The sequence below is a fragment of the Micromonospora sp. AMSO12t genome (genome assembly GCF_008806585.1).
GTDB classification, from domain to species: Bacteria; Actinomycetota; Actinomycetes; order Mycobacteriales; family Micromonosporaceae; genus Micromonospora; species Micromonospora reichwaldensis.
The window spans coordinates 1-12,560 of the sequence record NZ_WAAS01000191.1; the positions used below are offsets into that span (position 1 = coordinate 1).

Here is a 12,560-nt window from a genome sequence, read left to right on the forward strand (position 1 = left end):
AGGATGTCGGTACGCATGATGGCAGCACCTTTCGATCGGGGGTACGCGGACGCGCGGGGGAGCGGCGTGCCGCGAGGGGGAAGTCAGAACGGATCGCTCCGGCGGTGGGGGGCCTGCTCGGGCGTCCGGGATGTCTCAACGACCCGGGTCGGCCAGTCATTCCGCCGGCCGGTCGGGCCACCGTGGCGCGCGGGGGAGGCGCCGTGGGTATGCCATGTTCAACGGCCCGCACCGGCCCACGATTCCGCCGCTGAGGTGGCGCCGGCCACGGGACGCACCGGACGGCGACGGACATCCAGGCACGGACTCGGACACTTCGAAGCGGACAAAACTCCCACGACTCCACAGCCCGTCGCAGCCCGTCGCAGTCTGCCGCCGTCGGTCGTCGGGTGCAGCATGGGGCGGCGAGCGCGCTGTCGAGCTGATGTCGTAAACGACTCACGCTGCCCCGACGGCACGAACCGCGACTTCTTTCCGCGCCCAATCCCCACGCCTCTCCGGCCCGGAACGGACGGCACCGCTGAATCGTCTACGACATCAGCTCGACAGCGCCCCGAGGAGCGCATCCGTGCCGCCTGTCCGCGCGCCCGCCAGCAATGGGCACCCCGGCAACCGGCGGTACGTGCCCTGCGTGACGCGTCAGGCGAAACCGCCCTGACCCCGAGATCGAGAGGCATCCGCGACGGCGATGGCGACGGCACCCGTGACCGTCGCGGCGCCCGTGACCGCCACGGCACCCGTGACCGTCACGGTGACCGCGACCGCGACGGCAGCGGCGACCGCCACCGCCCCGTCCCTGCGCCGGGCACGGCGGGCCACACCCCGTCGGTGCCCACTCTCGCGTCCGTCCGCTGGGCTTCTACCGGAGATCTTGGTTAGAAACCGCCCCTCCAGGGGCCATCTCGTACCAAGATCTCCACCGGTGATCCGGTGATCCGGTGATCCGGTGATCCGGTGATCCGATGGACCCGATGGACCCGATGGACCCGATGGATCCGGTGCCCCGGTGCCCCGATGTGCCCCGGGTGATCCGGTAACCGGGGTGAGCCAGGTGACCCGGTGACGACCGCGATGGCGGCGGCGACCGCCACCGCGGCGGGGATGGGGGCGTCGGGCGCGGGCGTCAGGCGGACGGGCCTGGCGCGGAGGCCTCCTCGGGGTTGGTTTGGATGGGGGCCGCCGTGCGCGGCCCGGTGGGAGTTGGTTGGTCGGTCTGGGTGGGGATCGCCGTGTGTGGCGCGGTGGGAGTCGGGTGGTTGGTCTGGGTGGGGATCGCCGCCTGCCGCTTGGCGGGAGCTGGCCGCTCGGCGGGCCAGGGGATCTCCGGTGAGCGGTGGAAGGCCATGCCGGCCGCGGCCCAGCGCGGGCCGTGCCCTGCCAGCCGATCGCGGAACCCGGCCCAGTCGTGCGTCGCGCGGGGCGACCAGCCCAGCTCGGCGATCGCGGGCAGGCGCGGGAAGAGCATGAACTCGACCTCGGCCCGCGAGGTGACCGACTCGGTCCACAGCGGCGCCTCCACGCCCAGCACCGCGTCGGCCGGCACGCCGGCCACGTGGGTGCCGGGATCCCAGTCGTACGCCCGCCGCACGTCGATCAGGCCGGCCCAGTCGTGCCCGATGGGGGTGTCCGGGGCGTACTTCATGTCGAGGTAGGCGTGGTTGCCTGGGGAGAGGACGAGCCGTGCCCCCCGGTGGACGGCGTCCGCCGTGACCGGGTCCTCGCCCTTGGTGCCCCACCACTGGAGCACCCGCCCCTCGGCGTGCGCGACGGGCGCGATCTGGTGCCAGCCCACCACCGTCTTGCCGGTTCCGGCGACGATGCGTTGGGTGCGCTCGACGAAGGCCGCGTACGCGTCGGGACGTACCTTGAACGCCTCGTCGCCCCCGATGTGCAGCCACGGCCCGGGGGTGAGCGCCGCGATCTCGCCCAGCACGTCGGCGACGAACTCGTACGTCCGCTCGTTGGTGGGGTCGACGTAGCTGAAGCCGACCTCGGTGCCGGTGTACGGCGGCGGCGCGGTGCCGTCCGGGGCCAGCTCGCCGTACGCGGTCAGCGCGGCGTTGGTGTGCCCCGGCAGGTCGATCTCCGGCACCACGGTGACGTGCCGCTCGGCGGCGTAGGCGACGATCCGCCGGTAGTCGTCGCGCGTGTAGTGCCCGCCCGGGCCGCCGCCCACCTCGACCGCCCCGCCGACCTCCGCGAGCCGGGGCCAGGAGTCGATCGCGATCCGCCAGCCCTGGTCGTCGGTGAGGTGCAGGTGCAGGTGGTTGAGCTTGTAGCGGGCCAGGTGGTCGATCACCCGCAGCACGTCCGGTACGCCGAAGAAGTGCCGGGCCACGTCGAGCATCGCCCCCCGGTAGGGGAAGCGGGGCCGGTCGGTGATCGAACCGCCGGGCAGCGCCCAGTGCTCGGCTACCGGCACCGGGCTCTCGATGGCGGCGGGCAGGAGCTGCCGCAGCGTCTGCACGCCGTGGAAGAGCCCGGCCGGGGTGGCGGCCTCGATCCGTACGCCGTCGGGCGTCACGTCGAGCCGGTAGCCCTCCGGGCCGAGGTCGGCGGAGGCGGCCAGCGTCAGGGTGATGCCGCCGGCCGGCTCCGGTCGGGTGGCGTCGGTCACCGGCAGCGGGTAGCCGGTGGCCGGCCGGAGCAGGGCGGCCAGCTGACCGGCGACGGCGCGGGCGTCGTCGTCGCCGTTCACCCGGATCGCCGCGTCGGGAGTGAGGACGAAGTCGGCGCCCAGCGCCGGCGCGACCCGCTCCGGGGCGGGCACGACGTCGCCCAGCCGGACCCGGGCCGGCGTGACGGGCAGGTCGTCGGCGGTCCCGGGCGGCGGGGTGAGCAGGTCGTCGGCGGCCCGGGTCGCCGCCCGGGCCAGCTCGGCGGCGGCCGGTTCGTGGATCGGTAGGGCGCGGTGGCCGGGCTCCCGCTCGTCCACCCCGGCGGCGCGGGACGGGTCGAGCGGCTCCGGGGCGGCGGTGGGAACGGCTGGCACGGCGTCGGCTCCGAGGGGTGTATTTGCGGCGGTTATGGCAAAGGTGAGGTTCACCGAAAAGCGTGCGGCCAAGAATACGAGGCGGAGCCGGAAATGCGTGATCGTGCGCGTGGAAGCGTTCCCAAAAACCGGTACGAACGCGGATAGTCGTGATAGCTGTGCCTATTGTCACCGAACGGTCCCGGGCCACGCGAAGTTCGCTTAGCCTTCGCCCACCGGCCGGCTTGGCACCGGGATTGCCGGTGGTCCGTCCCGGGGTATGAGAGCGACTGAACCTTCGTTAAGTGTCGGACCGGCGCGCGTGGGAGGGCTCTGGTGGCAAAGCAGGAGACGGTGGAACACAAGTACGTGTACGCCTTCGCCGAGGGCAACAAGGATCTCAAGGAACTGCTCGGTGGCAAGGGGGCCAACCTGGCCGAGATGACCAATCTCGGCCTGCCGGTCCCACCGGGCTTCACGATCACCACGGAGGCCTGCAAGGCGTACCTCGCGACCGGGGAGGAACCGGACGGCCTGGCCGACCAGATCGCCGCGCACCTCGCGTCGCTGGAGCAGGCGATGGGCAAGCGTCTCGGTGACCCGGAGGACCCGCTGCTGGTGTCCGTCCGCTCCGGCGCCAAGTTCTCCATGCCCGGCATGATGGAGACCGTCCTCAACGTCGGCCTCAACGACCGCAGCGTCCAGGGGCTCGCGCGACAGGCCAGCGGCGCGGACGCGCAGACCTTTGGCGGCGCGGACCGGTTCGCCTGGGACTCCTACCGCCGCCTGATCCAGATGTTCGGCAAGACGGTGTGCGAGGTGCCGGGCGAGGAGTTCGAGCACGCGCTCGACGACGCCAAGCGGGCCAAGGGCACCCACGACGACCTCGATCTCGGCGCCGACGACCTGCGGGGGCTGGTCGACGCGTACAAGAAGATCTTCTTCAAGCACACCGGCCGGGAGTTCCCGCAGGAGCCGCGCGAGCAGCTCGACCTGGCCATCCGCGCGGTCTTCGAGTCGTGGAACGCCGAGCGCGCGGTGCTCTACCGCCGCCAGGAGCGGATCCCGGCTGACCTGGGCACGGCGGTCAACGTGGTGGCGATGGTCTTCGGCAACCTCGGCCCGGACTCCGGCACCGGCGTCGCGTTCACCCGCGACCCCGCCAGCGGCGCCCAGGGCATCTACGGCGACTACCTGGCCAACGCCCAGGGCGAGGACGTGGTCGCGGGCATCCGCAACACCGTGCCGTTGCAGGAGCTGGAGCGGCTGGACAAGAAGTCCTACGACGAACTGCTCGGCATCATGGCCCGGCTGGAGGGTCACTACAGGGACCTCTGCGACATCGAGTTCACCATCGAGCGCGGCAAGCTCTGGATGCTCCAGACGCGCGTCGGCAAGCGCACCGCCGCCGCGGCGTTCGTCATCGCCGGGCAGCTCGTCGACGAGGGCCTGATCGACCTCGACGAGGCGCTGCACCGGGTCAACGGCGCGCAGCTCGCCCAGCTGATGTTCCCCCGGTTCCGGCTCGACCACGAGTTCCAGCCGGTGGCGAAGGGCATCGGGGCGTCGCCGGGCGCGGCGTCGGGCAAGGTGGTCTTCACCTCCGCCCGCGCGGTCGAACTGGCCGCCGAGGGGGAGTCGGTGATCCTGGTCCGGCGCGAGACCAACCCCGACGACCTCAACGGCATGATCGCCGCCCAGGGCATCCTCACCTCGCGCGGCGGCAAGACCAGCCACGCCGCCGTAGTGGCGCGGGGGATGGGCAAGACCTGCGTCTCCGGCGCCGACGAGATCGAGGTCAACGTCCCGCAGCGCCGGTTCGTCGTCGGCGGGCAGACCGTCGTCGAGGGCGACGTCGTCTCCATCGACGGCACCACCGGCAAGGTCTACCTCGGCGAGGTGCCGGTCATGCCGTCGGAGGTGGTGCAGTACTTCGAGGGCAGCCTCGACCCCGAGCACGTCGACAATCCGCTGGTCCGGGCCGTACACCGGATCATGTCGCACGCCGACGCCAGGCGGCGGCTGGCCGTCCGCACGAACGCCGACACCGGCGCGGACGCCGCCCGGGCCCGGCGCTTCGGCGCGGAGGGCATCGGGCTGTGCCGCACCGAGCACATGTTCCTCGGCGACCGGCGCGAGCTGGTCGAGCGGCTGATCCTGGCCCGCGACAACACCGAGCGGGAGGCCGCGCTGGCGGCGCTGCTCCCGTTGCAGCGGGCCGACTTCGAGGAGATCTTCCGGGAGATGGACGGGATGCCCGTCACCGTCCGGCTGATCGACCCGCCGCTGCACGAGTTCCTGCCCCCGCTGGAGCAGCTCGCGGTCAACGTGGCGGTCGCCCAGGAGCGCGGCGAGGACGTGGCGCAGGAGGAGGCGCTGCTCGCCGCCGTCCGGCGGATGCACGAGGAGAACCCGATGCTGGGCCTGCGTGGCGTCCGCCTCGGCCTGGTCATCCCCGGTCTGTTCGCCATGCAGGTCCGGGCGATCGCGGAGGCCGCAGTCACCGTCACCCGCAGCGGCGCGGTGGCCAGGCCGGAGATCATGGTCCCCCTGGTCGGCGCGGTGCAGGAGCTGGAGACGGTCCGCGCCGAGGCCGAGAAGATCATCGCCGAGGTGGTCGGGGACAGCGGCGTCGAGGTGCTGATCGGCACGATGATCGAGGTGCCCCGGGCGGCGCTGACCGCCGGCCAGATCGCCGAGGCGGCGCAGTTCTTCTCCTTCGGCACCAACGACCTGACCCAGATGGGCTGGGGGTTCTCCCGCGACGACGTCGAGGGCGCGTTCTTCTGGCGCTACCTGGAGCTGGGCATCTTCGGCATCTCGCCGTTCGAGTCGATCGACCGCGACGGCGTGGGCCGGCTGGTGCGCATCGCCGCGGAGGAGGGCCGGGCGGCCCGGCCGGAGCTGAAGCTCGGCGTCTGCGGCGAGCACGGGGGCGACCCGGAGTCGGTGCACTTCTTCCACGAGGTCGGCCTGGACTACGTGTCCTGCTCCCCCTTCCGGGTGCCCGTCGCCCGGCTGGAGGCCGGCCGCGCGGCGGTGGAGACGGACGGCTCCGACAGCCGCTGACGCGCGAGGACGACAGGCCGGCGGCGGACCCGGGGGAGCGGGTCCGCCGCCGCTGCCGTGCGGGTGGCCCGTGCCGGCGCGACCGCACCGTGGGTCGGGAGTCGGTCGCGGACCGACTCCCGGGGGTTGCTCAGACCGGCGGGCGGCGCCAGGCGTGGGGGGTGACGCGCCGGGGCAGCCTGCCGCCCGAGGTGCGGGCCGCGAGCCGGGCGTGTGCCTCGGGCACCGTCGCCGCCCCGATCAGGCGGCTGGTGTCCAGCACCGAGCCGGTGCGCCGGGCCACCGCCCGCGCGTCGGCGTGCAGCTCGTCCAGGTCGGCGCTGGCGTCGGCGACCAGCGTCAACAGGGCGTTGCGCCCGGCGGGATAGGTGACGACGGCGCCGGTCGAGGTGCGGACCACCGATTCCCGGAACTCGCCGTGCCGCACGGTGTCGGCCACCCGGTGACCGAGGCCGAAGCTCGCCGCCGCGAGCGCCGCCAGGTGGGTGGCGTCCGTCGTCGGCAGGTCGCTGGAGATCAGCAGGCCGTCGGTCCCGGCCAGCACCGTGCCCGCCACCTCCGGGCGGCGCCGGCGCAGCTCCGACAGTTCCGTTCCCATCATCGTGTCCGCGTTCACGGGCGTCTCCCCACCGTCGGGCCCTCAGTCTGGTCACGTTCCGCGCTGGGAACGCTACCGGCGGCCATGCCGGACCGCGATCCCGTAACCGACGGCGATCGGTCGACAACTCTCGACTGTTCGGAGGTTGCGTAGCCGTCGGGCGCGCGCCGGCGGCGCGCCGTTCGCGGCGCGCGGGCGTAACCTGATCGACATGAGCAGCGCCTGGGAGAGCCTGACCGTCGACGCCCGGGACCCCGCCCGGCTCGCCCGCTGGTGGGCCGAGGCGCTGGGCTACCAGGTGGTCACCGAGCAGCCGGACGAGGTGGAGATCCGCCGGTCCGCCGACCGGCTGCCGGGCATCGTCTTCGTGTCGGTGACCGACGACAAGACGACCAAGAACCGGCTGCACATCGACCTGCGTCCCGACGACCAGGAGGCCGAGGTCGAGCGGCTGGTCGACATGGGGGCCCGGCACGTCGACGTGGGGCAGGGCGACGGCGGGTGGACCGTGCTGGCCGATCCGGAGGGCAACGAGTTCTGCGTGCTGCGGCAGCGTGAGGACTGAGCCTCCCGGGCCGGACGATCCGAACGTCGCCCGCTGGGTCGCCGAGCCGCCGAAGGACACCGGTCACGGGCGGTCGGCGTACGAGCGGGACCGCGCCCGGGTGCTGCACTCGGCGGCGTTCCGGCGGCTGGCCGCGAAGACCCAGGTGCACACGGCCGGCACCGACGACTTCCTGCGTACCCGGCTGACCCACTCGCTGGAGGTCGCGCAGATCGCCCGCGAGATGGGGGCCCGGCTGGGCTGCGACCCGGACGTGGTCGACACCGCGGGGCTCGCCCACGATCTCGGTCACCCGCCGTTCGGGCACAACGGCGAGGACGCGCTGGACGACCTTGCGGCCGGGTGCGGCGGCTTCGAGGGCAACGCGCAGACGCTGCGGGTGCTGACCCGCCTGGAGGCCAAGGTGGTGGCCCCGGACGGGCGGTCCGCCGGCCTCAACCTGACCCGGGCATCGCTCGACGCGGTCAGCAAGTACCCGTGGCCCCGCCGCCAGGAGCAGCGCAAGTTCGGGGTGTACGACGACGACCTCCCGCTCTTCGCCTGGCTGCGTACGGGCGGCCCGGGTGACGACCGGCGCTGCCTGGAGGCGCAGGTGATGGACTGGGCCGACGACGTCGCGTACTCGGTGCACGACGTCGAGGACGGCATCCACGGCGGGTACGTGGCGCTGCGCACGCTGCTGCGCGACCCCGACGAGCGGGCCGCGCTCTGCGCCGACGTCGCCGCCACCTACTCGGGCGAGTCCCCGGCCGACCTCGGCGACGTGCTGCTGGAGCTGCTCGGCGATCCGGTGCTCGCCCCGCTGGCCGGTTACGACGGCAGCCACCGCGCGCAGGCGGCGCTGAAGGCCACCACCAGCGTGCTGACCGGCCGCTTCGTCTCGACGGTGGTGGCGGCCACGCAGGAGCGGTACGGCCACGGCCCGCACCGCCGCTACGCCGCCGACCTGGTGGTGCCCCGGCGGATCGGGGCGCAGTGCGCGCTGCTCAAGGGCATCGCCCTGCGGTACGTGATGCGTCGCCCCGGCGCGGGGGACCGCTACCGGCGGCAGCGGGAGGTGCTGGCCGAGTTGGTGCACGCCCTGGCCGACCGGGCGCCGGACGGGCTGGATCCCGTCTTCGCCCCGCTCTGGTCGGCCGCGCCGGACGACGCGGCCCGGCTCCGGGTGGTGGTCGACCAGGTGGCCTCGCTGACCGACCCGGCGGCTGTCGCCTGGCACGCGCGGGTGGTGCGCGGTGGGCGCGGGCACCCGCCGGCGGGAGATCAGGGATGGGCAGGCGCGCGAACTTAGGCTAGCCTAACCGGCATGACGGAGCGCCCCATCAAGGTCACCACCGCCCGGGTACTGCGCACCGAGCGGCCCACCCCCCACGTCGTCCGGCTGGTGCTCGGGGGTGAGGAGCTGGCCGGCCTGCCGGTGGGCGAGTTCACCGACCACTACATCAAGATCGTCTTCCCGGCGCCGGGGACGCGGTACCCGATCCCGGCGGATCTCAACGCGCTCCGCCGTGACCTGCCCCGGGAGCAGTGGCCCCGGCTGCGCGCGTACACCGTGCGGGCCTGGGACGCGTCGGCCGGCGAGCTGACCGTCGACATCGTGCACCACGGTGACGTGGGGCTGGGCGGGCCGTGGGCGGCCGCGCTGCGCCCCGGCGACCCGGTGCCCTTCGTCGGCCCCGGCGGGGAGTACGCCCCCAGCCCCGACGCCGACTGGCACCTGCTGGTGGGCGACGAGAGCGCGCTGCCGGCCATCGCCGCCGCCCTGGAGCGGCTGCCCGCCGGCGCCCCGGCCACCGTCTTCGTCGAGGTCGCCGACCCGACCGAGGAGCAGCCGCTGGCCAGCCCGGGCGCGGTGCGCCTGACCTGGCTGCACCGGGGCGACCGCCCGGTCGGGGAGGCCCTGGTCACGGCCGTCCGCGCCCTGGAGTTCCCGCCCGGGGACGTGCAGGCCTTCGTGCACGGCGAGGCCACCTTCGTCAAGGAGCTGCGCCGCCTGCTCCGCGTCGAGCACGCCATTCCCCGCGAGCGGCTCTCCATCTCCGGCTACTGGCGCCGGGGCATGGACGACGAGGGCTGGCGGGCCAGCAAGTCCGACTGGAAGCGGCAGGTGGAGGCCGAGGAGGCCGCCGTCCCCGCCTGACCAACCACTGCCGGGCAGGTTCGCCCGATATCGCCGTGTGCCGCCCTCCTGCCCAGCAGGATGGGCAGGGGGTGGCCATGAGCGGGCAGGTACGGGACCGGGCGCAGGCCGTGGGCCGGATCGACCGGACGGTGTTGGCGCTCAGCGTCGGCGGCGTACTGGCCGTGGTGACGTGGGGCGTGCTGGCCCGGGGCTCCCTGGCCGGCTTCGGCGAGTCGGGCCTGGCCTGGGTCATCGACACCTTCGGCTGGTTCTTCGTGGTGGCCGCCGACGCCTTCCTGGTGCTCTCGGTGATCATCGCGACGACGAGGTTCGGCCGGATCCGGCTCGGTGCCGACGACGACGAACCGGAGTTCAGCACGCTGGCCTGGGTGGCCATGATGTTCAGCGCCGGGATGGGGATCGGCCTGGTCTTCTTCGCCGTCGCCGAGCCCATCCAGCACTACGCCGTGCCTCCGCCGGCCACCGGCGTCGCACCGCAGACCGGCGCGGCCGGTGCCACGGCGATGCAGTACACCCTCTTCCACTGGACGCTGCACCCCTGGGGGATCTACGCCGTCGTCGCGCTCGCGCTGGCGTACTCGACCTTCCGCAGGGGCCGGGAGAACCGGATCTCGGCGGCCTTCCACCCCCTGCTCGGGGACCGTGCCGACGGCGCGGCCGGGCGGGCGATCGACCTGCTGGCCGTCTTCGCCACCGTGTTCGGCTCGGCGACGAGCCTCGGCCTCGGCGCGCTCCAGGTCGCCGCCGGTCTCGACCTGGTGGCGGGTGTTCCGGACACGACCGCGGTGGAACTGGTGGTGATCGGCGCGCTCACCCTGGCGTTCGTCATCTCCGCCTTCTCCGGGCTGCACCGGGGCATCAAGTGGCTCTCCACCACCAACGTGCTGCTGGCGGTGCTGCTGATGCTCTTCGTCTTCGTGGTCGGGCCGACCATCTACACGCTGGAGGTCCTGCCGGCCGCGGTGGGCGACTATCTCAGCAACCTGGTCTTCATGTCGACCCGCACGGGCGCCTTCTCCGATCCGTCGTGGCTCGGCTCCTGGACGATCTTCTACTGGGCGTGGTGGATCTCCTGGGCGCCCTTCGTGGGCACCTTCATCGCCCGCATCTCCCGAGGCCGTACGGTCCGGCAGTTCGTCGTCGGGGTGCTGCTGGTGCCGAGCGGAGCCAGCGCGGTCTGGTTCGCGGTGATGGGCGGAAGCGGGCTGCGGGCGCAGGCCACCGGCGCCCGGGACCTGGTCGCCGACGTCGGGGCGGGCACCGAGCAGGCCCTCTTCGGCCTGCTGGGGGCACTGCCGCTGGCGACGCTGACCAGCGTGCTGGCCATGGTGCTGATCGCCCTCTACTTCGTCACCAGCGCCGATTCGGCGTCGCTGGTGCTCGGCTCGCTGACCTCCCGGGGCGCGCTGCGCCCGCACCGCGCGCTGGTGGTGGTCTGGGGCGTGCTGATCGGCGCGGTCGCCGCCGTACTGCTGCTGGTGGGCGGGCTGGACGCGCTGCAACAGGCGACCATCCTCGTCGCCCTGCCCTTCGTCGTGGTGATGCTCGGCCTGGCCGTCGCGCTGGTCCGGGACATGGCCCGGGACCCGGCGGTCAACCCGCCGCCGCGGGTCCGCCGCTCCGGCCTGGCCGCCGCCGTCCGGGCCGCCCGGTCGTACGACGAGGAGGACCCGCCGCCGGTGCGGCGCTACCTGCGGCGCCCGCGCTGACCCGGCGTGGCACCGCGCCGGGTGGCCGTGACCCGGCCGGGCGGGGGCGGCCGTCGCGGGCGCGGGCGCCGAGGTGACGGCGGTGGTCGCCACACGCGGCGTCCCCCGGCGGCGCGGCGTCGGTGCGGCAGGGCAGGATGTACGCCGAGGGGGTGGCGGACATGGCTGGGCGGATCCGGGACGAGGACATCGCGCTGGTCCGGGAACGCAGCTCGATCGCCGACGTCATCTCCGAGACGGTGACCCTGAGGTCGGCCGGCAGCGGCAACCTCAAGGGGCTGTGCCCGTTCCACGACGAGAAGAGCCCGTCGTTCAACGTCTCGCCCGCCCGCAACGTCTGGTACTGCTTCGGCTGCGGCGCCGGCGGCGACGCGATCAAGTTCCTGATGGACGCCGAGCACCTCAGCTTCGTCGAGTCGGTCGAGCGGCTCGCCGACCGCGCCGGCCTCCAGCTGCGCTACGTCGAGAACGACTCGGCCGCGCCGCGTCCGCGCCCGCAGCAGGGGCAGCGGCAGCGCCTCGTCGCCGCGCACGCCGCCGCCGTCGAGTTCTACCGCGGCCAGCTCACCACCGCCGGCGCGCGTCCCGCCCGGGAGTTCCTGGCCCGGCGCGGCTTCGACCGGGCCGCCGCCGAGCGCTACGGCTGCGGCTTCGCACCCGACGCCTGGGACCTGCTCACCAAGCACCTGCGCCAGCAGGGCTTCAGCCACGACGAGCTGGTCACCGCCGGGCTGTCCCGCCCGTCGCGTTCCGGCACGCTGATCGACCGGTTCCGCCGCCGGCTGATGTGGCCGATCCGCGACCTGACCGGCGACGTGATCGGCTTCGGCGCCCGCAAGCTCTTCGACGACGACGACGGCCCGAAGTACCTGAACACCCCCGAGACGCCCATCTACAAGAAGTCGCACGTCCTCTACGGGATCGACCAGGCCAAGCGGGAGATCGCCAAACAGGGCAAGGTGGTCGTGGTCGAGGGCTACACCGACGTGATGGCCTGCCACCTGGCCGGGGTCCCGACGGCCGTGGCGACCTGCGGCACGTCGTTCGGCGGGGACCACATCGGGGTGCTGCGCCGGCTGCTGATGGACACCGACGACGTGGCCGGCGAGATCATCTTCACCTTCGACGGAGACGCCGCCGGCCAGAAGGCCGCCCTGCGTGCCTTCGAGGACGACCAGCGCTTCGTCGGGCGTACGTTCATCGCGGTCAGCCCCGACAACATGGACCCCTGCGACCTGCGCCTGGCCAAGGGCGACCTGGCCGTCCGCGACCTGGTCGCCCGCCGCGAGCCGCTTGTCGACTTCGCGCTGCGGCACGTGATCAACCGCTTCGACCTCGACACCGTCGACGGCCGGGTCGAGGCGATGCGCCGGGCCGCGCCGCTGGTCGCCAAGCTCAAGGACCGGGAGAAGCGCCCGGAGTACGTGCGCAAGCTCGCCGGCGACCTCGGCATGGAGATCGAGCCGGTGCAGCGGGCCGTGCTCGCCGCCGCCTCGGCCGCACCC

General features: G+C 73.5%; 7 protein-coding genes and 1 pseudogene. 6 read left to right on the forward strand and 2 right to left on the reverse strand.

The window, feature by feature from the left end:
- Window positions 1-1,228: 1,228 nt before the first annotated feature.
- Window positions 1,229-2,992 (reverse strand): annotated as a pseudogene (locus F6X68_RS23365) (beta-N-acetylhexosaminidase); the annotation flags it as partial.
- A 315-nt stretch (window positions 2,993-3,307) separates the two neighbouring features.
- Between F6X68_RS23365 and ppdK the strand changes: the two are divergent.
- Window positions 3,308-6,040, forward strand: coding sequence for a pyruvate, phosphate dikinase (gene ppdK / locus F6X68_RS23370; protein WP_151456292.1), 2,733 nt, complete (start codon window positions 3,308-3,310; stop codon window positions 6,038-6,040).
- Window positions 6,041-6,170: 130 nt separating this feature from the next.
- On the opposite strand, the gene F6X68_RS23375 is transcribed toward ppdK, so the two are convergent.
- Entirely contained in the window at window positions 6,171-6,656 is a 486-nt protein-coding gene (locus F6X68_RS23375; RefSeq protein WP_151456293.1) for a roadblock/LC7 domain-containing protein, read from the reverse strand.
- A 193-nt stretch (window positions 6,657-6,849) separates the two neighbouring features.
- Between F6X68_RS23375 and F6X68_RS23380 the strand changes: the two genes are divergently transcribed.
- The 5 genes from F6X68_RS23380 to dnaG form a co-directional block, all read left to right on the forward strand.
- Entirely contained in the window at window positions 6,850-7,203 is a 354-nt protein-coding gene (locus tag F6X68_RS23380; protein ID WP_151456294.1) for a VOC family protein, read from the forward strand.
- A complete protein-coding gene (locus F6X68_RS23385; RefSeq protein ID WP_151456295.1) occupies window positions 7,193-8,494 on the forward strand; it encodes a deoxyguanosinetriphosphate triphosphohydrolase in 1,302 nt (433 codons plus the stop codon). Before F6X68_RS23380 ends, F6X68_RS23385 begins: the two co-directional genes overlap by 11 nt.
- A gap of 15 nt (window positions 8,495-8,509) precedes the next feature.
- Window positions 8,510-9,343, forward strand: coding sequence for a siderophore-interacting protein (locus F6X68_RS23390; protein ID WP_151456296.1), 834 nt, complete (start codon window positions 8,510-8,512; stop codon window positions 9,341-9,343).
- Between the two features lie 77 nt (window positions 9,344-9,420).
- Window positions 9,421-11,055, forward strand: coding sequence for a BCCT family transporter (locus F6X68_RS23395; RefSeq protein ID WP_151456297.1), 1,635 nt, complete (start codon window positions 9,421-9,423; stop codon window positions 11,053-11,055).
- Window positions 11,056-11,192: 137 nt separating this feature from the next.
- Window positions 11,193-12,560, forward strand: a 1,368-nt coding sequence (dnaG, locus tag F6X68_RS23400; RefSeq protein ID WP_151456299.1) for a DNA primase, incomplete at its 3' end; no start/stop codon positions are given.